The sequence below is a fragment of the Bradyrhizobium sp. ISRA442 genome, from assembly GCF_038085055.1.
In the GTDB taxonomy this organism is placed as follows: Bacteria; Pseudomonadota; Alphaproteobacteria; order Rhizobiales; family Xanthobacteraceae; genus Bradyrhizobium.
In genome coordinates this window covers 20,155-39,020 of record NZ_JALGCN010000015.1, presented here as the reverse complement: position 1 = coordinate 39,020, position 18,866 = coordinate 20,155, and the positions used below count along the sequence as shown (strand labels likewise).

At 64.9% G+C, this 18,866-nt stretch carries 16 protein-coding genes and 1 pseudogene; 5 read left to right on the top strand and 12 right to left on the bottom strand.

Annotated elements, in window-relative coordinates; genetic code table 11:
• Positions 1-227: 227 nt before the first annotated feature.
• Positions 228-1,340: pseudogene (locus MTR72_RS27095) on the bottom strand (prolyl oligopeptidase family serine peptidase); the annotation flags it as partial.
• Here MTR72_RS27095 and MTR72_RS27090 point away from each other — a divergent pair.
• The 3 genes from MTR72_RS27090 (at position 1,288) to MTR72_RS27080 (ending at position 4,370) form a co-directional block, all read left to right on the top strand.
• A complete protein-coding gene (locus MTR72_RS27090; RefSeq protein ID WP_341511564.1) occupies positions 1,288-1,425 on the top strand; it encodes a hypothetical protein in 138 nt (45 codons plus the stop codon). The pseudogene MTR72_RS27095 and the gene MTR72_RS27090 overlap by 53 nt on opposite strands.
• 248 nt (positions 1,426-1,673) lie before the next feature.
• A complete protein-coding gene (locus MTR72_RS27085) occupies positions 1,674-2,921 on the top strand; it encodes an MFS transporter (RefSeq protein ID WP_280967162.1) in 1,248 nt (415 codons plus the stop codon).
• Between the two features lie 216 nt (positions 2,922-3,137).
• Positions 3,138-4,370, top strand: a complete 1,233-nt coding sequence (locus MTR72_RS27080) for an MFS transporter (RefSeq protein WP_341511563.1) — start codon at positions 3,138-3,140, stop codon at positions 4,368-4,370.
• 128 nt (positions 4,371-4,498) lie between these two features.
• On the opposite strand, the gene MTR72_RS27075 is transcribed toward MTR72_RS27080, so the two are convergent.
• Positions 4,499-4,993: a VOC family protein gene (locus MTR72_RS27075; RefSeq protein WP_280967160.1), complete on the bottom strand. Its 495-nt coding sequence runs from the start codon at positions 4,991-4,993 to the stop codon at positions 4,499-4,501.
• A 110-nt stretch (positions 4,994-5,103) separates the two neighbouring features.
• The gene (locus MTR72_RS27070; RefSeq protein WP_280967159.1) at positions 5,104-5,649 is read right to left on the bottom strand and encodes a carboxymuconolactone decarboxylase family protein; all 546 of its coding nucleotides are present in this window, start codon (positions 5,647-5,649) and stop codon (positions 5,104-5,106) included.
• A 158-nt stretch (positions 5,650-5,807) separates the two neighbouring features.
• Here MTR72_RS27070 and MTR72_RS27065 point away from each other — a divergent pair, with 158 nt between their 5' ends.
• Both MTR72_RS27065 and MTR72_RS27060 read left to right on the top strand, forming a co-directional pair.
• Positions 5,808-7,022 (top strand): acyl-CoA dehydrogenase family protein, encoded by a 1,215-nt coding sequence (locus tag MTR72_RS27065; RefSeq protein WP_280967158.1) that lies wholly within the window; start codon positions 5,808-5,810, stop codon positions 7,020-7,022.
• 155 nt (positions 7,023-7,177) lie between these two features.
• Complete coding sequence (locus tag MTR72_RS27060; RefSeq protein WP_280967157.1) at positions 7,178-8,317, top strand: acyl-CoA dehydrogenase family protein; 1,140 nt, start codon at positions 7,178-7,180, stop codon at positions 8,315-8,317.
• Between the two features lie 271 nt (positions 8,318-8,588).
• Here MTR72_RS27060 and MTR72_RS27055 read toward each other — a convergent pair whose 3' ends face one another.
• From MTR72_RS27055 to MTR72_RS27015, 9 genes are all read right to left on the bottom strand, one after another.
• The gene (locus MTR72_RS27055) at positions 8,589-9,626 is read right to left on the bottom strand and encodes an amino acid ABC transporter substrate-binding protein (protein ID WP_280967156.1); all 1,038 of its coding nucleotides are present in this window, start codon (positions 9,624-9,626) and stop codon (positions 8,589-8,591) included.
• Positions 9,627-9,737: 111 nt separating this feature from the next.
• On the bottom strand, positions 9,738-10,331 hold the full coding sequence (locus tag MTR72_RS27050; protein ID WP_341511562.1) for a L,D-transpeptidase: 594 nt from the start codon (positions 10,329-10,331) through the stop codon (positions 9,738-9,740).
• A gap of 198 nt (positions 10,332-10,529) precedes the next feature.
• Positions 10,530-11,504, bottom strand: a complete 975-nt coding sequence (locus MTR72_RS27045) for a hypothetical protein (protein WP_280967155.1) — start codon at positions 11,502-11,504, stop codon at positions 10,530-10,532.
• A gap of 102 nt (positions 11,505-11,606) precedes the next feature.
• Complete coding sequence (locus MTR72_RS27040) at positions 11,607-12,170, bottom strand: thioredoxin family protein (protein ID WP_280967154.1); 564 nt, start codon at positions 12,168-12,170, stop codon at positions 11,607-11,609.
• Positions 12,171-12,200: 30 nt separating this feature from the next.
• Positions 12,201-12,899 carry a cytochrome c biogenesis CcdA family protein gene (locus tag MTR72_RS27035; RefSeq protein ID WP_280967153.1) on the bottom strand — a complete coding sequence of 233 codons (699 nt, stop codon included), beginning with the start codon at positions 12,897-12,899 and terminating at the stop codon, positions 12,201-12,203.
• Positions 12,900-13,399: 500 nt separating this feature from the next.
• Complete coding sequence (locus MTR72_RS27030) at positions 13,400-14,011, bottom strand: sigma-70 family RNA polymerase sigma factor (RefSeq protein ID WP_280967152.1); 612 nt, start codon at positions 14,009-14,011, stop codon at positions 13,400-13,402.
• Between the two features lie 310 nt (positions 14,012-14,321).
• Positions 14,322-15,056 (bottom strand): response regulator, encoded by a 735-nt coding sequence (locus MTR72_RS27025; protein WP_280967151.1) that lies wholly within the window; start codon positions 15,054-15,056, stop codon positions 14,322-14,324.
• 80 nt (positions 15,057-15,136) lie between these two features.
• Positions 15,137-16,882 (bottom strand): ATP-binding response regulator, encoded by a 1,746-nt coding sequence (locus MTR72_RS27020; protein ID WP_280967150.1) that lies wholly within the window; start codon positions 16,880-16,882, stop codon positions 15,137-15,139.
• On the bottom strand, positions 16,852-18,840 hold the full coding sequence (locus MTR72_RS27015) for a sensor histidine kinase (RefSeq protein ID WP_280971149.1): 1,989 nt from the start codon (positions 18,838-18,840) through the stop codon (positions 16,852-16,854). The genes MTR72_RS27020 and MTR72_RS27015 overlap by 31 nt, the downstream gene beginning before the upstream one ends.
• Positions 18,841-18,866: the final 26 nt, after the last annotated feature.

Below are 18,866 nucleotides of genomic sequence, written 5' to 3'. Positions count from 1 at the left end.
GGGGGGGTTGGGGAGGGGGGTAGCCCCGGGTGAGGTCGGAGTTCGTGGCTACCCCCCTCCCTGCCCCTCCCCCGCAAGGGGGGAGGGAATGAGAGAACAGTGCCCGCCTTACAAGGGGCCTGTGCGAGCGAACTTCATCCTGAAGTGTCGCAATGGCGAGCATCTCGAGGGATGGGCCGCCAAACGGTCTTTCAAATCCGGCGCCCTGACCTGAAGACACAAGCCCATCACGCCTCGCCGTCCCGCCAGCCAACCCTGTCCTTCAAAAACCGGAAGCCCAGCACCTCGAAGCCGGCGCGCTCTTTGTTGTCCTTGCCGTAGCCGTGGCCGCCGGCCGCCGGTTCGTAGAAATAGGCCTCATAGCCCATCGCCTGGAGTTTGGCGGCCATCTTGCGCGCATGTCCGGGATGGACGCGATCGTCGCGCCGCGTGGTGGCGATCAGGATCGGCGGATAGGGTTGGCCGGGTTTGGCGGCATGATAGGCAGAATATGTCTTCAGCCACTCCCACTCCTCCACGTTGTCGGGATCGCCATATTCCGCGATCCAGCTCGCGCCCGCGAGCAGCTTGGTGTAGCGGCGCATGTCGATCAGTGGGATCGTGCAGAACAAGGCACCAAAGCGCTCGGGATAGCGCGTCAGCATGTTGGTGATGAGGATGCCGCCGTTCGATCCGCCCTGCGCCGCGATGCGTTTCGGCCTCGTGACGCCGCGGCGGACGAGGTCGGATGCGACGGCCGCGAAATCGTCATGCGACAGTCTCTTGCCGGCGAGCCGGCCGGCATCGTGCCAGCGCGTGCCGAACTCGCCGCCGCCGCGCAAATTCGCCTGCACGATGGTGCCGCCGCGCTCCAACCACAGCTTGCCGAGCGCGGAGTTGTAGTAGGGCTTCACCGAATGTCCGAAGCCGCCATAGGCGCTCATGTAAACCGGCGCGTCGCCGGTCTCCCGAGCGGGGCCGGTCTGCACATAGGGGATGCGCTCGCCGTCGATCGAGATCGCCTCGTGCTGGGTAACGATGAGCCCATCCGCGGTAAACGTTCGCGGCGCCTGCTTCAGGACAGTCGGGCTTGCGACATCGGGCTCGATCAGCATCAGCGACGGCGGCGTGAGCGGGTCCTGGACGTTGGCGAGCAGATCGCCATTGCTCTCGGATTCGTGGTGATCGAAGCGCCAGACGTCGACGACGCCGATCCCGGGAAGACCGTGCAGGCGTGTGCTGCTCCAGCCCGCCGCCGACGGCGTGCAGATCTCGAACACCGGTCGCAACTCGTCGAGGATCGAGAGGATGAGCTTGCCGTTGGCCCAGAACCAACCTTGCAGCGCGCGGCGTGGCGCCGGCGGCCGCGCCGCCGAACTTGTCCAGCGTCAGGCGATTCTGCCGTTCGACGAAGTCGAGCGCCCGTGCGCCTTCGATTTCCTCTAGCCAGAGCCAGGGATCATTGTCCGGAGCTTCGAGCGTAGGCCTGTCGTCGACGGACATGATCGGATCTCCAACAGATCGGGCCGCAGGGTTCGGCTTGATCGTGCGCAAGCGGGAAGCCGCGCGACCCCGTTATACTCCGTGCAATTGCGTCAGGGGCATGGCTTGCGCTCATTTGCGCCGGTTGCCCGCCTACGCCGCTATCTCCATAGTGCCGCGAATCACCAGAGCGCCGCGGGGCGAAAATACCGATGCTAGATGTGACTGCAGCCGACGAGATCGCCGACGACGCCCGAGCGCGCGCCAATGTGGTGCGCCTTGCGGCCGCGCAGGCCCTGACCGGCGCCAATTCCGCCGTGATCTTCGCCACCGGCTCGATCGTCGGCGCGACGCTCGCGCCCGACATGTCGCTCGCGACCGTGCCGCTGTCGATGTATGTGCTCGGGCTTGCCGCCGGCACGCTGCCGACCGGCGCGATCTCGCGCCGCTTCGGCCGCCGCACAGCTTTCATCATCGGCACGGCCTGCGGCACGCTGACCGGCCTGCTCGGCGCGTTCGCGATTCTGCACGCATCGTTTCCATTGTTTTGTCTGGCGACCTTCCTCGGCGGCCTCTATGGCGCGGTGGCGCAATCCTATCGCTTCGCGGCCGCCGACGGCGCCAGCGCAGCGTACCGGCCCAAGGCGGTGTCCTGGGTGATGGCCGGCGGCGTGTTCGCCGGCGTGCTCGGTCCGCAGCTCGTGCAATGGACCATGGACGTCTGGCCGCCCTATCTGTTCGCGTTCAGCTTCGTGATCCAGGCCGCGGTCGCGCTGGTGGCGATGGGCATCGTCGCCGGCGTCGATATCCCGAAGCCCGCGGCGGCCGATCTCCATGGCGGGCGGCCGCTCATGCAGATCGTGACCCAGCCGCGCTTCATTGCCGCGGCGCTGTGCGGCGTCATTTCCTATCCCATGATGAATCTGGTGATGACCTCGGCGCCGCTGGCCATGAAGCTCTGCGGCCTCAGCGTCAGCGATTCCAATTTCGGCATCCAATGGCACATCGTCGCCATGTACGGGCCGAGCTTCTTCACGGGCTCGCTGATCGCACGCTTCGGCGCGCCGAGAATCGTCGCGGCCGGTTTGCTGCTGGAAGCGGGTGCGGCCGCGATCGGTCTCTCCGGCATCACCGCGATGCATTTCTGGGCTACGCTGATCGTGCTCGGTGTCGGCTGGAATTTCTCCTTCATCGGCGCATCCGCGCTGGTGCTGGAGACACACCGCCCGCAGGAGCGCAACAAGGTGCAGGCCTTCAACGATTTCCTGGTGTTCGGGATGATGGCGATCGGCTCGTTCTCCTCCGGCCAGTTGCTCGCGAGCTACGGCTGGTCGGCAGTGAACATGGTGGTGTTCCCGCCGGTGCTGCTCGGCCTCGTCGTCCTCTCGCTCGCCTCCTGGGCCCGCCGCCGCAAGGAGCGGCTGGAGGCGGCCATGGGCGAATTCCCCGACGCGATCTGAGGCTGGCAGGAGCCTGGCAGCAGTCTGAACGCTTCGATTTGCATCGAAGCGTTCGCCTTGCGATGATTGCTAGACGATGTCGTCATGGCCGGGCGAAAGCGCGAAGCGCGTCTTCACGCCAAATGTCCCGGCCATCCACATCTTTGGCGCGAGGATGGACGTGGATGCCCGGGACGCCCCGGGAATGACGGAGCAAAACAACCGGCAAGCAAGAAAATGCTCGACAATCCTCAGTCCCCGGCCATCGACGAATCCTCCCTCCGTTACGAAGGCTGGCGCATCGTTGCGGTCTGCTTCCTGCTCGCGACCTTCGGCTGGGGGCTCGGCTTCTACGGGCAGAGCGTCTATGTCGCCGAGCTTCAGCGCGCGCATGGCTGGCCGGTCTCGCTGATCTCCTCGGGCACGACCTTCTTCTACCTGTTCGGCGCGCTGCTGGTCGTCTTCGTCGGCGAGGCGATCCGGACATATGGCCCGCGGCTTTGCCTGATCGCCGGTACGCTGGCGATGGCGGCGGCCGCGGTTGCGATCGGCGCGGTGCGCGAGCCCTGGCAGCTTTATCTCGCCGATGCCGTGCTCGCCTTCGGCTGGGCCGGCACGAGTCTCGCGATGATCACCAACACGATCAGCCTGTGGTTCGACCACAAGCGCGGCATGGCCATCAGCCTGGCGCTCAATGGCGCCAGCTTCGGCGGCATCGCCGGCGTGCCGCTGCTGGTGACCATGATCGGCCATGTCGGCTTCGCGAGCGCGATGTTCACTGCCGCCGGCGCCATGCTGGTGCTGCTCCTGCCCGTGATTCTGATCGTCGTCGGTCATCCGCCCGACCGCCACGGCTGGCACGCCGCGACAAAAGCGAAGGCGCGATCATCGGCGCAGATCCGAAAGGACGCGGTGCGCGATGTCGGCTTCCTCACGGTGACGGTCGCGTTTGCGCTTGTGCTGTTCGCGCAGGTCGGCTTCATCGTACATCTCATCTCGTTCCTCGATCCCGTGATCGGGCGCGAGCGCGCCGCCGTTGCCGTCGCGGTGCTGACGGCGATGGCCGTGGTCGGCCGCGTGCTGTTCTCGATGGTGATCGATCGTCTCAATCAGCGGCTCGCCTCCGCGCTGTCGTTCCTGAGCCAGGCGGCCGCGCTCCTCGTCGTGATCAACCTGCACAATGACTACGTGCTGATCGCCGCCTGCGCGGTGTTCGGCTTCTCCGTTGGCAACCTCATCACACTGCCGTCGCTGATCATGCAGCAGGAATTCGATTCGCGTTCGTTTGGCGTGCTGATCAGCCTGAACACCGCGATCAACCAGGTCACCTACGCATTCGGCCCGGGCGTGGTCGGCTTCCTGCGCGATCTCTCCGGCGGCTACGCGCTGCCGTTCTATGTCTGCATCGCGCTGGAGGTGACGGCCGCGGCGCTGATCATGGTGCGCGGTGGCAACGCGAAGGCGTCATAGAGGCGCGACGGCGCTTCAACACACTTCGTCATTGCGAGCGGAGCGAAGCAATCCAGAATCTTTCCGCGGCGGCAGTCTGGATTGCTTCGTTGCGCTCGCAATGACGGAGTAAGCGGATCCAGCGGAGCTCACGCCCCCCGCTGCTTCAACAAATCCTCAAGATCCAGCCGCTTGGTGAACATCGCAAGCTTCCCGTCCGGCGCAAACGGCCATTGCTCTTTCGGCCGGTCCCAATACAGCTCGACACCGTTCTCATCGGGATCGCGCAAATAGAGCGCTTCGCTGACGCCGTGATCGCTGGCGCCGTCGAGCGCGATGCCGGCCGAGAGCACGCGATGCAGTGCATCAGCCAGAGCGGAACGTGTCGGATAGAGGATCGCGGTGTGATAGAGCCCGGTCGTGCCGGGCGGCGGCGGTGAGCCGCCCTTGCTTTCCCAGGTGTTGAGCCCGATGTGATGGTGATAGCCGCCGGCCGAGATGAAGGCGGCACCGGAGCCCATGCGCTGCATCAGCTCGAAGCCGAGCACGCCGCAATAAAAGCCGAGCGCGCGATCGAGATCGGCGACCTTGAGGTGAACGTGGCCGATCCGGGTGCCGGCATTGACGGCTGGGCTTTGCGACATGTGATTGCTCCGTTGACCAACTCCACATAAGCCGGGCTTCGGGACCGTGCTATCAGCCTATCTCGAAACCCAGCGTTTCCGGATGCGCAATTGCGCACCCGGATGCGTAATTACGAGAGCTCTGATACCTCGCCCTCCGGCAAGCCGAACTCGAACGTGTTCAGCGTCATCGACACCAGCGTATAGTAGCCGCACAGCCCGATCACCTCGACGAGCCCGCGTTCGCCGAGCAGCCTGACCGCGTCGTCATAGAGGCCCTTCTCGAGGCCGTGACCCTCATGCAGCGATTTCGCAACGTCGTAGATCATCTTGCCCTTGGGATCATCGAACTCCGGCGTGCGACGGTCGCGGATCGCCTCGATGATCTCAATCTTCATGCCGCCCTGCAGCGCGAGGCGCTTATGCGCATACCATTCGTAATGCGCCGTCCAGTGCCGCGCCGTCACCAGGATCGCGATCTCCGAGAGCTTTGCGGGGAAGACGGTGTCGAAGCGCAGGACTTCGCCGAGCCGCGTGGCGTGGCGGGCCATGTCGGGGCTGCTCAGCCAGGCCATCATCGGTGCCGGCGGCTTGCCGCGCTTTCCGGCAATCGACTCCTCATAGGTCTGCCGCTGGTTGTCGCTCATTTCGTCAGGCGAAAGTAGTTTGAGGCGCATCGTTGTTTCCTCGTTGTTTTTTAGCGTCGCCGTGGCCGCCACTATAGCCTGATGCCTCACGTTGTGAGTAGCCGGAGCGCACGGAAGTGGTTGAATTCCGCGGTGCGATGGCCCAGAGTCGCCGGCAACAAGTCGATTTTGAGTGATGGAAGCGACCCATGAGCGACTCTAAGACCACAGATTCCGAGGCGGCGGATCTCGAACAATTCCGCAACGAGACGCGCGCCTGGCTGGAAGCCAACTGCCCGCCGGAGATGCGCAAGCCCGCGACATCAGACGCCGACGTGTTCTGGGGCGGACGCAACGCAAAGTTCTCGTCCGAGCCGCAGCGCGTCTGGTTCGAGCGCATGCGCGACAAGGGCTGGACCGTGCCGGACTGGCCGAAGGAATATGGCGGCGGTGGCTTGAGTGCCGCCGAGCACAAGGTGCTGCGCGCGGAGATGGCGAAGATCGGTGCGCGTCCGCCGCTGTCGAGCTTCGGCATCTGGATGCTCGGGCCGGCGCTGTTGAAATACGGTACCGAGGCGCAGAAGCAAGAGCATCTGCCGAAGATTGCGGCCGGCCTGATCCGTTGGTGCCAGGGCTACTCCGAGCCGAACGCCGGCTCCGATCTCGCTTCGCTGCAGACCCGCGCGGAGAGTGACGGCGACGACTTCGTCATCACCGGCCAGAAGATCTGGACGTCCTATGCGAACTACGCCGACTGGATCTTCTGCCTGGTACGCACCGATCCTGCGGCGAAGAAGCACGACGGCATCAGCTTCATCCTGTTCGACATGACCTCGAAGGGCGTCTCGACCAAGCCGATCCTCCTGATCTCCGGCTACTCGCCGTTCTGCGAAACCTTCTTCGACAATGTCCGCGTGCCGAAGTCGCATGTCGTCGGCACCGTCAACCGCGGCTGGGACGTCGCGAAATATCTGCTGCAGCACGAGCGCGCGATGATCTCCGGCATGGGCGAGCGCGGCGTCGGCCGTCCGCTCGGCCAGATCGCTGCGGATTCGATCGGCACCGATGCGGTGGGGCGCCTCGACGATGCGATCCTGCGCAGCCAGATCGCGACCTTCGAGGTCGATGAAGCCGCGCTTGCGGCTTGCGCCGAGCGCGCGGTCGATCTCGCCAAGGCGGGGCAGGCGCATCCGGCATTTTCCTCGGCCATGAAATATTACGGCACCGAACTGAACAAGCGCCGCTACGAGATCCTGATGTCGGCCGGCGGCGTCGATGCGCTGGAATGGGAGAGCGAGCGCTCCAAGCAGGGCGCCCGTCCGCGCGCCTGGCTGCGCACCAAGGCCAACTCGATCGAGGGCGGCACATCCGAAGTGATGCTCGGCATCGTCGCCAAGCGCATCCTCGATCTGCCGGGGGCGTGAGGCACACTTTCGCAGCACGTCATTCCGGAGCGCCGCCGATAGCGGCGAGCCCGGAATCCATATCCACCAATCGGGAGTATGGATTCCGGGCCTGCGCCTTACGGCGCATCCCGGAATGACGAAGATCAGATAGATTTCGAATCGGAAACACCACCATGGCCCTCGTCCTCACCGAAGAACAATCGATGCTCCGCGACTCTGCGCGCGGGCTGATCAGCGACAAAGCGCCGGTATCGCATCTGCGCCACCTGCGCGACTCCAAGGATCCGACCGGATTCTCCAAGGAGTTTTGGCAATCCTTCGCCGAGATGGGCTTTGCCGGCCTGCTCGTGCCGGAAGAGTTCGGCGGCAGCGGCCTCGGTTATGTCGAAGCCGGCGTCGTCATGGAGGAGATCGGCCGCACGCTGATGCCCTCGCCGTTTCTGGCGACAAGCGTGGTCGCCGCCTCAGCGCTCTCGCGCGGCGGCAATGCCGCCCAGAAGTCGGAATATCTGCCAAAGATCTCCAGCGGCTCGCTGCTCGCGACGCTCGCGATCGACGAGGGCGCCAAGCACCGGCCGCTCCAGACCAGCCTGCAGGCGGTGCGCGCCGGCAATGGCTTCAAGCTCTCCGGCGCCAAGGCGCTGGTCGTCGACGGCCACGTTGCCGATCTTCTGATCGTCGCCGCGCGCACCGCGGGCTCCGCCGGCGAACGCGAGGGGCTGACGCTGTTCCTGGTCAACCCGCGAGCCAAGGGCGTTGCGATCGAGCGCACCATCATGGTGGATTCGCACAACGCGGCGCGGATCGAACTCGCCAATGTCGAGGTCAATGCCGATGGCGTGCTCGGCGAGGTCGATCAGGGCGCCGGCCTGCTTGACGGCGTGCTCGATATCGGCCGCGGTGCGGTGGCCTCCGAGATGGTGGGTCTCAGCGATGAGGTGTTCGGCCGCACCACCGAGTACCTCAAGCAGCGCAAGCAGTTCGGCAAGCTGATCGGCGAATTCCAGGCGCTGCAGCACCGCGCCGCCCAGCTCTATGTCGACATCGAGATCACGCGCGCCGCGGTGATGAAGGCGCTGCAGGCGCTCGATGCCGACGTGACCAAGGCCGCGTCAGCCGTTGCTGTGGCCAAAGCGCGCGCCGGCACCACCGCAACGCGCGCGGTGCAGGAAGGCGTACAGATGCACGGCGGCATGGGCATGACCGACCAGTTCGACATCGGCTTCTTCATGAAGCGCGCGCGGGTCTGCGAGGAGCTGTTCGGCGACGCCAACTACCACGCCGAGCAGCTCGCGCGGGCAAGGGGGTATTGAGGCGGAGTGAGGCGCGGGAACGCCGCCTCACCCTCAGGCGTCATCGCCCGGCTCGACCGGGCGATCCAGTACGCCGCGGCCTTTCCGCATACGTCAGGCGTCTCTGGAATACTGGATCGCCCGCTTTCGCGGGCGATGACACCAGAAAAATGGAGAATGCTCGCCCCAAGCCCGTCATTGCGAGCGAAGCGAAGCAATCCAGAATCCTTCCGCGGCGGCAGTCTGGATTGCTTCGTCGCTTCGTTCCTCGCAATGACGGCGGAGAGTCCCGTTACCGCATCGGCGGCGCGTATTGCACGCCGCCGGCGTTCCAGAGCTGGTTCATGCCGCGCGGGATCTTCAGCTTGGATTTCTCGCCGATATTGCGCTCGTACATCTCGCCGTAATTGCCGACGTGGCGGATGATGCGCACGGCCCAGTCCTTGGTGAGGCCGAGCTGCTCGCCGTAATTGCCCTCGGTGCCGACCAGCCGCATCACTTCGGGCTTCTTCGACTTCAGCGCCTCGTCGATGTTCTCCGAGGTGACCCCTAACTCCTCGGCGTTGATCATCGCATAGAGCGTCCACTTCACGATCATCATCCAGTCGTCGTCGCGCTGGCGCACGACGGGGGCCAGCGGCTCCTTGGAGATCATGTCGGGGAGGATCATGTGGTCGCCGGGCTTGGACAGGTTGAGCCGCAGCGCATAGAGCTGGGAGACGTCGGCGGTCAGCGTGTCGCACTTGCCGGCGTCGTAGGCCTTCACGACGTCGTCCAGCTTGTCGAGCTTGACCTCCTCATACTTCATGTTGTTGGCACGGAAGTAGTCGGTGAGGTTGAGCAGCGTCGTGGTGCCGGCCTGCACGCACACCTTGCTGCCGTTCAGGTCCAGCGAGGTTTCCTTGTTGCGGGAGCGGGGCACCATGAAGCCCGCGCCGTCGTAATAGGCGACGGCCGGGAAGTAGAGATCGTAGTCGAGCTCACGCGCCATGCTCCAGGTCGAGTTGCGCGAGAGGATGTCGACTTTCCGGCTCTGCAATTCCTTGAAGCGCTCGCTGGCGTCGAGCGGAACGAATTTCGCCTTGCTCGGATCGTTGAAGATGGCGCTCGCCACCGCGCGGCAGAAATCGACATCGAAGCCGGTCCAGTTGCCCTTGTCGTCGGGGATCGAGAAGCCCGGCAGGCCCTTGTTGACGCCGCACAGCACCTCGCCGCGCCGGATCGTGCGCTTCAAGGTGCGGGTGTCGTAGAACTCATAGGTAACGGCCAGGGCACCGACCAGTACGGCGACTGCGAGCCCGATCAGCAGGCCGCCTCGAAATGTGCGCATGATGTCTCTCTCTCGAAATAATCGGCAAAAGGAATTTGGACGGAGGCGGGGAGCATGATCCGGAAAAGCGCGAAGCGGTTTTCCGAAAAGATCATGCTCAAACGATAACTCTCAGAGTTCAGGCTTCTGCCGCACCACCACCTTGGTGCCGACCGGGACGCGATCATAGAGATCGGCCACGTCGTTGTTGACCAGGCGGAAGCAGCCCGACGACACCTTGGTGCCGATCGTGTCCGGCCGGTTGGTGCCGTGGATGCGGTAGACCGTCGTGCCGAGATACATGGCGCGCGCGCCGAGCGGATTACCGGGGCCGCCGGCCATGAAGCGCGGCAAATAGGGCTGGCGCTGGATCATTTCCGGCGGCGGCGTCCAGTCCGGCCATTCCTTCTTGTTGGTGATGTTCAGCAGACCCTGCCACTGGAAGCCGTCGCGGCCCACGCCGATACCGTAGCGGATCGCGCGCCCGCCGGGCTGGACCAGATAGAGGTGACGCTCGGCGGTCGAGATGATGATCGTGCCCGGCGCTTCGGTCGTGCGGAAGTAAACGACCTGCTTCTGCCATTCCGGATCGAGCTGGTAGCTGTCGTCGGCGATCAGGCCCGGCTCGTCGCCGCGGTCGGGCTGCTGGGCGAAAGCCTGAGGCCCGGACAGGATCAGCCCGATCGCGGCCATAAACATCCCGGTCAGGCGACGAAAATCCGTCATTTCAAGCTCTCCCCGCTGCCACAGCGCAAATCATTCGGAACCATCAGAACTCAGGGGCAGCTTCATGGCAAGGTCATGGCGCGCCCAGCAGGTATGTCACGAGAATGCTTTGGTTTTTTGACGAGGCGCGGCAACGCCAAAAACAGGGGATGGCGCGAAAAGCAGTCGCCCCACATCCTCAGCGGGCGGGAGGGCGCCTCAGATCTGGTTGCTTTCGGGCGCGATGGCGAGCCGCCGGACGATTTCGGCACCCACGGCGCGCGCCTCGTTCCTCGAGCCGATGCGGGGGCTGCGAAACCTTCGCCCGGACCGCAATCTGATGACAACGATGCAGTGCTCGTCCTCGGATCGACCGCGGCGCTCGACCGTGATCGCCTTCACGTCGCGCCCTTCGATATGGTCGGCGCGCAGCTTGCCATCGCCCGATAGGCGCTCGATGCGAATATCCCGCTGCCGGATGATCCAGAAGGCACCGGTCACGAGATTGGCGTATCGGTGAACGGCAAACGCGGCGATCGCGCCAATCGGCAACAGCATGATGTCGATGGGGCCGGGCGACAAACCGCGCCACAGCTTGTAGGCGTAGGGAACGACGGACAATGCGACGACGATCACTGCAACGATCCGAACGTCCCTCTCGCTAAACGGCTCGACGGGTTCGCCAAGATGCATCTCGGGATTGCTGGCATCGAGCGGATTGACCGGCGCCTCGACGTTGGCAACGCCGAATTGGGTCGCGATCCGGGCAACCGTTTCGCGAACATGCGTGACGTCGGAGATCGGCGGGGACGTCAGGCGCTCGCCCGAAGCTAGCGTGAAGACCAGATGGAAGCGCGCCCTGGAAACCTTGCTTTTGGGGACCCGCAGCTCCGCTACGTCGTCCTTCGCGACGATCCTGCTGCGGAGCCGTCCGAACGGTCGCTGTCGCCCGATCAGGATTTCATTCGGCGTGATGATCCAGACCACGGCCGGTGCAAGCATGACGGCGCCGATGAACGCGGCCCCCAAGAGGAGCGCGACCACGGAGATGATCACCTCGAGGTAGTCGTGCGTGAACAGGCCTGGCGTGAAGCAGAGGGAAACGGCTGCCGCAAAGCCGGCCATGACCAGCCGCTGCGCAATTGAAGAGCCTTCACGAAGGCGAATGTCGTTGCTGGGGGGCGCTTCGTCCATCGCGGGCGGCTGATTCCGTCGGCACGAAACTCCACGGACGAATCCGTGGAGTCAAGCAACAATAGCGACGGGCGGAACCAGCCGCGCGACGTCCGCGCCGCCTCAGCTATTGGCGCTGAGCAGGCGTGCCACCGTCCGGTCGATCTCGTCATAACTGCCTTCGCCGGCATGCTGGAAGACGATCTTGCCGTTCTGGTCGATGACGTACTGCGCCGGCCAATACTGGTTCCGGTAGGCGTTCCAGGTCCGGGAGTCGTTGTCCTGCGCCACCGGATAGGTGATGCCGTGGCGCTTCAGCGCGGCCTGCACATTGGAGGCCGAGCGCTCGAACGGAAATTCGGGCGTGTGCACGCCGACCACCACCAGGCCCTTGTCCTTGTATTTGGCGTAGAGCTGGGTGACATGCGGCAGCGTGTTGACGCAGTTGACGCAGCCATAGGTCCAGAAGTCCACCAGCACGACCTTGCCGCGGAGATCGGCAAGGCTGAGCGGCTTGGAGTTGAACCAGTTGCTGATGCCGGCGAAGTCGGGCGCGGTCTGCTGGCTCGCGGCAGCGGTGACGATCGGTCTTGCGGGCGAGGCCTCGTCGCAGATGCCGGGGATCACGGCGCCGGTCAGGGCGAAGCCAATCAGCGAAGCAGACACAGTGGGCAGTTTTAGCGTCATGGAAGCGTCCTCCGGTGGAATGAGGGATGATCACAGGCCGATCTGGCCGGTGGGATAGAAGCCGGTGAGCCACGCCACGATCAGCGTGTCGTATTGGAAGTAGGCGGCGAGCGCGAAGGCGATCACGACGACGCCAAAGCCCTGCTGCAGGCGTGGCGAGATGCGCGCGAGGCTGCGCACGCGCGTGGTCGCGGCCTGCCCGCCATAGGCGATCGCCAGCATCGGGATCGCGGCGCCGATGGCGTAGGCGACCAGCAGAGTGCCGGCCCAGGACAGGTTCTTCGACGTCGCAACCAGCGTCAGGATCGAGCCGAGCACGGGGCCGGCGCAGGGCGTCCAGACGAGGCCAAGCGTGGTGCCGAGCACGAGCCCGCCGACCGCGCCCTCGCGCTGCGCGGCGCTGGATGCGCCGAGGTCGAGCCAGCCGTTGAGCCGGATCGAGAGCCACTCGAACGGCGCCGGCCACAGCATCAACAGGCCGAATCCGATCAGCAGGATCGCCGCGGCCGAGCGCAGCACATTGGGATCGAAATCGAATAGCCGCGTGAGGGCACCGAGCAGCAGCGCCGTCGCCGAGAACGAGATCACGAAGCCGAGCGCGATCAGGACAGGGCGCAAATGCGAGGTGCGTCCGATCGAGGCGCCGAGCAGGATAGGCAGCATCGGCAGCGTGCAGGGCGCGGCGATGGTGAGGATGCCGGCAAGCACAGCGAAAATCAGGTCGAGCATCGGGCCACTCGTGAATGGGTCACGAGGTTGCTTCGAGCCGGATGCGTCGGTCGTTACGCAGCGTCACGCGTTCGTTACGAGCCACAATGACGGTGCGCTCCCTCCCCCCTTGCGGGGGAGGGCTGGGGAGGGGGGTAGCCCCGGGTGAGATCGGAGTTCGTGGCTACCCCCCTCCCTGCCCCTCTCCCACAAGGGGGGAGTGGTGCCCGCCTCACTTAAGTGCAGCCACCAACGCTGGGTTCGTGGCCCGTCCTGACGCTTAATCACGCGGACGGGCGAGACGCTACATCGCCCAAACACAAAACGACCCGGAGGGGGGCATCCCGTCCGGGTCGCTGGAGGTCCTTGGGAGGTTTAGGCAAAACCGTATGAAAGCGTTATAGGGACGAAGTTTTTCCGCCTGATGTTGTGGTTTGTTTCAATTGTTTCGAGCCCGGTAACGCTTTCGCGAGCGGGACGGCGCCAAAGCCGAGGTCCTATCCCGTTGAAATCTCGAATTTTTACGCGGCGAAGCGGTCGACGCCGGCTCCTTTAAGCAAATCGGCGAGCTGCTTGCGGGCGTAGAACATCCGCGTCTTCACCGTGCTCTGCGGGATGCCGATGATCGCCCCGACCTCCTCCACCGACTTCTCATGGTAGTAGACGAGGTTGATGATCTCGCGATGCGCCGGCGACAGCTTGGCCACGCAGGCGCGCAGGATCGCGCTGGTGTCGCTGCGGTCGAGCGAGGTCTCGGGCGTGTCGGCCTCGTCGGCGATCTCTCGCACGTCTTCCTGGTCGATGTCCTCGAAGCGGCGCTGGCGCATCGCGGTCAGGGCCTTGAAGCGGGCGATCGAGAGCAGCCAGGTCGAGACCTGCGAGCGGCCCTGGAATTGTCTGGCGGTCCGCCACACGTCCAGGAAGACCTGGCTGACGAGGTCCTCGGCCGTGGTGGCGTCGCGCACGATGCGCAGGATGAAGCGATACACCCGCACATTATGCCGGCAATAGAGGATGTGCATGGCCGTCCGGTTGCCGTCGGCGATGCTTTCCAGGAGCATGTCGTCCGAGGTCGCCTGAGCAGCAATGATGCCCTGGCTGGCTTCGGCGTTGATGGCGACGACGTTCTGCATGACTGGCTCCCCGTAGCGCCGCAACCGAGCGGCGTTTCCTTGGGTGAAAGTGTTAATGAGCCAGCGTTTCGGGACGTCTGCGCGACAAGCGGAAAATGGTTTCGTGGGCCGCCAAATTGTTTCGTCGGAAGAGGCACGACGAAACATTCGGGGCAAAAAATCGTGCAATTTCAATGTGCGGAAAATACGGTACTGCGGACTTGGACTGGGCGGAACGAATTTCGGGTTGCCACGTTTGGTCGCGCCACGCGCTCCGCTGTCGTCCTGGCGAAAGCCAGGACGCGTTGTGGCGTGTACGCCTACGCGCGCCTCACGCCTTCTCGCCCGCCGGCGAGAACAGATAGCCGCCGCCGCGGATGGTGCGGATGACGGCGGGCTTGGTCGGGTCGGGCTCGATCTTGCGGCGGATGCGCATGATGCGCAGGTCGACGGCGCGGTCGAACGCTTCGGCATCGCGCGCATTGGCCAACTCCAACAGACGCTCGCGCGACAGCACACGCTTCGGATTGGCCGCGAACACTTTCAGCAGCCCGAACTCGGACGCGGTCAGCGGATGCTCGTTGCCTTCGTCGTCGCGCAACGCCTGGGCTTCGAGGTCGAGCCATTTGGTGCCGAAGCGCACGAGCTGATCCTTGTCCGACTTCGCCGCCGCGGCTTCCGGTGCCGCCTTTGCCGGCGCGCTCCGCCGCAGCACCGAGCGGATGCGTGCCATCAATTCGCGCAGCTCGCAGGGCTTGGCCACGTAATCGTCGGCACCGAGCTCGAGGCCCACGACGCGGTCGATCGGGCTTGCGGTCGCCGTGAGCATGATCACCGGCACGTTGATGCGACTCTTCAGGTCGCGGATGATCGAGAGCCCGTCTTCCTCGGGCATGTTGAGATCGAGCACGACGAGATCGGGCATGCTGCCCTCGATCGCGGCGCGTAAGGACTTGCCGCCGTCGCACAGCGTCACGGTGAAGCCGTGCATCTTGAGGTAATCGCCGACCATTTCCCGGGCCGGGGCCTCATCGTCGACGATCATGATGTGCTGGCTTTGGGTCATGTTACTCGGATCTTGGCGTTCGGATCTTGGCGTACAGATCTTGGCGTACAGATATTGTCGTTCTGATTCTTGCGTTCAGATCAGGGTATTTCGGTCGCAGGCAGCGTGATGGTGAAGGTCGATCCCTTGCCGGGGCCGTTGCTCTCGGCGGTGACCTCCCCGCCATGCATGTCGATAATACGCTTGACGATGGAAAGCCCAAGGCCCGTCGAGCTCTCGCCCGCGGTTGGCTTTGCCGACAGCCGCTGGAACCGGCCGAACAGGCGGCCGAGATCCTCCGGCGACAGCCCGGCGCCCTCATCGGTGACGCGGACGACGGTGTCATTGCCCTCGTGCGTGACTGCCACGGTGATCCTGCCGCCGATCGGGCTGTACTTGATCGCATTGCTGATCAGATTGTCGATCGCCTCGCGGATGCGGTCGGTGTCGCACATGGTGACGATGTTGGGCGGCGCCGCGACGGTGATCGCCTGCTGCTTGTTGACCGCCAGCGGCTGGTTGGCCTCGGCGACCTCCTGGACCAGCGCGGCGACGTCGACGGGCTCGCGGCGAATCGTGATGTCGAAGGCATCGGCCATCGCGTCCGAGATCAGATGATCAACCATCGTGGTCAGCCGCTTGGTGGCGTCGCGAATGTGGTCGACCTGCGCGACCACGCCGCCCTCGGAGGCGCCGGTCGAGATCAGCTCCTTCAGCATCTCGGTGCGGCCGAGGATGACGCCCAGCGGATTCTTCAGGTCGTGCGCGACCGTGCCCAGGATCTCGTTCTTGAAGCCGTTGGCGCGCTGCAGCCGCAGCCATTGCGCCGAGAGGCGACGGTTGGCCTGCATCAGCGCGCGGGTGCGCTGGGCGACGCGGTCCTCGAGCTGCGTGTTGGCGTCCTGAAGCTGCTGATAGAGGATCACATTGTCGAAGGCGATCGAGAGCCGGCTGGAGAATATCTCGACCAGCGAGCGATCGGTCTCGGACAGCTCGCGCTCGGCCTGCAGCAGCACCACGACCTCGCGGCCGCTGCCGGTGCGCAGATAGATCACGCTGCGATGGTCGGCGAATTCGTTCTTGCGGCGCTGGAACGCGGCCTCGACCATCGCGCGCAGATCGGGATCGAGCGCCTTCGAGGAGGTCGTGCCGATGAAGCGGCTGTAGCAGCCGCTGCCCGCCAGCACCGAGAGCTCGGCGTCCGATCCGCCATTGTCGCGCAGGACCAGTATTCCGGCGCAGTCGACATTGAGCAGCGAAGCGAGCTGGGTCAGCACGCCCTCGGCGAGGCGCTGCATCGACTTGAAGTCGTAGAGCGTCGAGGCCGCATCGATGATGATTTCGAGTCCGCGCCTGGTCTGCACCATGCGCTCGAGCTGCTGATAGGAGCGCAGCGCCGCAGTCAGCGAGGTGAACAGCTTGTCCGCGGTGAGCTCGGTCTTGGCCTTGTAGTCGTTGATGTCGTACTGCACGATCACGCGCCGCTCGGGCGCCTGGCCGGGCTGGCCGGTGCGCAGGATGATGCGAACGGTCTCGTTCTTGAGCTCGTTGCGGATGAACTCGACGAGTTCGAGGCCCGCGACGTCCGTCTCCATGATGACGTCGAGCAGCACGGCGGCGATGTCGTGGTGCTCGGCCATCAGCTTGCGACCTTCCGCCGCGGAATGGGCGGAGAGGATCTCCAGGCTCTGGCCGTTGAGGCTGTAGTCGGACAGCGCGAAGCGGGTGCCGTCATGCACGGCCGGATCGTCGTCGATGACGGCGATCTTCCACTTCCTCGCGTTGGTATCCTCCGACGCGGTACCGGTATCGTCGATCAGGTGGAGGACATCGTCCTGTTCGGCCATTGAGAAGTCCCGTCAGTCTCTGTGCTTTGCGCGCCGCCCTTGGCGACCCGCGGCATGATAATCCGAAAGGTAGTGCCTTGTCCCGGCTTGGATTCCAGCATCATCCGCCCGCCGAGCTGCTGGGTGACCAGGTTATAGACGATATGGAGGCCGAGACCCGTGCCGCCTTCGTTGCGCCGGGTGGTAAAGAAAGGGTCAAAGGCCTGACGTTGCACGTCGGGCGTCATGCCGGCCCCATCATCGGCAAAGATGATCTCGATGTCGTCGGAGCCGCGCGGCCTTGCCGAGATCGCGATCGTGCCGGCGCGACCGTCGCCGAAGGCGTGGTTGGCGGCGTTGAGGAAGAGATTGGTCAGGATCTGGCCGTAGGAGCCGGGATAGCCGTCGAGAAGCAACCCTTCGGGCACGTCGACCTGTAGCGTGATCGGCGAGCGTTTCAGGACCGGGCGCAGGCTCGCGATGATCTGGTCGGTGGCCTCGCTCAGCGAGAACTGCCGCCGCTCGGCGTGCGAGCGGTCGACTGCGACCTGCTTGAACGACTGGATCAGCTCGCCGGCACGCGTGAGGTTGGCGACGAGCTGCTGCGAGGCGTCGCGCGAGGCCTGCACGAACTCCTCGAGCTGCGAGCGGCGCAAGCCGCCGTCGCCCTTGAGCTGCGCCTCGAAGATGTCGCTGCGCCGGGCGAAGCTCGAGGCAACGGTCAGGCTGATGCCGATGGGATTGTTGACCTCATGGGCGACGCCGGCGACGAGGCCGCCGAGTGCCGCAAGCCGTTCGGCATCGATCAGGTTCTGCTGTGCGGTGTTGAGCTCGAGCAGCGCGCTCTCGGCCTTTTCCTTGGACGCGCGCAGCTCGTCCTCGGCCTTGCGCTTGGCGATCGCGTTCTCGCGGAACACCTCCACCGCGCGTGCCATGGCGCCGACCTCGTCGCGCGCCTTGATGCCCTGCACCTCGCGATCGAGATCGCCCAGCGTGATCGCGCGCATCGCGGTCATGATCTGCTGCAGCGGCAGCCGGATCGACAGCGCGATCAGCACGCCGGCGCTCAGGATGATGCCAAGGAAGATCACCGCTATCGAGAGCACCCGCCGCGAAATGTCCGCCAGCGTGCGGTCGAACGTCTCCTGCGCCTTCTGCTCGCGCTGGCGCATCTTGGTCGAGAGGTCGTCGATGGCGCCGATCGCCTCGGCCTGGCTGGCATCGATCGTGTTGCGGAGCAGCTCGGTGCGGCTCGTGAGCTGCTCGGAGAGCTTTGCAAACCCCTCGCGCATCGCGGTGGTGCGCGCTTCCAGCCTTTGCAGCGCCATGCGCTGGAGGTCGTTGTCGGCGAGGTCGATCATGACCGGAATGGTCTTCTCGATCGTCTCGGTGTTGCGGCGCGCGTCGTCGGCGGCGGCCGGTGACAGCGACAGGTAATAGGAGTTCGCCGCGACCAGCATGGCGGTGAAGGCTTCGCGGGATTTGCCGAGCGAGGGCCAGATCAGCGCGTCGCGGTGGCCGGTGGCGCCCTCGATGATCGAATAGAGGCCCGCCATGTCCTTGGCCGGGCCCTGCACCTGCTCCTCATAGGTCTTGGCGATGGTCGCCTGCACGCTGCGCAGTTCGCCGAAGCCGTTGAGGAAGCGCTCGGTGGTGCGCTCCAGCTCCTCGACCGAGCCTGATAGCATCGGGTCCTTGGCGGCGCGGTTGGTCAGCGTGCCCAGCACCGCCTCGCGCAACAGCAGGATTTCGGCGAACAGGTCCGGGCTCGGCTGGTTGATGTAGCGGTGGATCAGGTTCTGCAGGCGCCCGGTTTCGCTTTCGAGCAGCGCCAGGATCTTGTCGGACTCGCGCACCTGGCGCACATCGTCCCAGGCCGAGCCCAGCACCTGCGACCCGTTCCAGATCAGTCCGACCAGCACCACCACCACGGCGGAGTTCAGCGCTGCGATCGACAGGATGCGCCAGCGGATCGGCACCGCCCGCAACGCGCCGACCAGGCGCG

Coding starts and splice junctions, on each gene's coding strand:
- MTR72_RS27045 (WP_280967155.1), bottom strand. CDS start 11,504: ATGGACGAAGCGCCCCCCAGCAACGACATTCGCCTTCGTGAAGGCTCT.
- MTR72_RS27050 (WP_341511562.1), bottom strand. CDS start 10,331: ATGACGGATTTTCGTCGCCTGACCGGGATGTTTATGGCCGCGATCGGG.
- MTR72_RS27055 (WP_280967156.1), bottom strand. CDS start 9,626: ATGCGCACATTTCGAGGCGGCCTGCTGATCGGGCTCGCAGTCGCCGTA.
- MTR72_RS27030 (WP_280967152.1), bottom strand. CDS start 14,011: ATGCAGAACGTCGTCGCCATCAACGCCGAAGCCAGCCAGGGCATCATT.
- MTR72_RS27040 (WP_280967154.1), bottom strand. CDS start 12,170: ATGACGCTAAAACTGCCCACTGTGTCTGCTTCGCTGATTGGCTTCGCC.
- MTR72_RS27085 (WP_280967162.1), top strand. CDS start 1,674: ATGCTAGATGTGACTGCAGCCGACGAGATCGCCGACGACGCCCGAGCG.
- MTR72_RS27075 (WP_280967160.1), bottom strand. CDS start 4,993: ATGTCGCAAAGCCCAGCCGTCAATGCCGGCACCCGGATCGGCCACGTT.
- MTR72_RS27060 (WP_280967157.1), top strand. CDS start 7,178: ATGGCCCTCGTCCTCACCGAAGAACAATCGATGCTCCGCGACTCTGCG.
- MTR72_RS27020 (WP_280967150.1), bottom strand. CDS start 16,882: ATGGCCGAACAGGACGATGTCCTCCACCTGATCGACGATACCGGTACC.
- MTR72_RS27025 (WP_280967151.1), bottom strand. CDS start 15,056: ATGACCCAAAGCCAGCACATCATGATCGTCGACGATGAGGCCCCGGCC.
- MTR72_RS27080 (WP_341511563.1), top strand. CDS start 3,138: ATGCTCGACAATCCTCAGTCCCCGGCCATCGACGAATCCTCCCTCCGT.
- MTR72_RS27070 (WP_280967159.1), bottom strand. CDS start 5,649: ATGCGCCTCAAACTACTTTCGCCTGACGAAATGAGCGACAACCAGCGG.
- MTR72_RS27065 (WP_280967158.1), top strand. CDS start 5,808: ATGAGCGACTCTAAGACCACAGATTCCGAGGCGGCGGATCTCGAACAA.
- MTR72_RS27090 (WP_341511564.1), top strand. CDS start 1,288: ATGAGCTTGCCGTTGGCCCAGAACCAACCTTGCAGCGCGCGGCGTGGC.
- MTR72_RS27035 (WP_280967153.1), bottom strand. CDS start 12,899: ATGCTCGACCTGATTTTCGCTGTGCTTGCCGGCATCCTCACCATCGCC.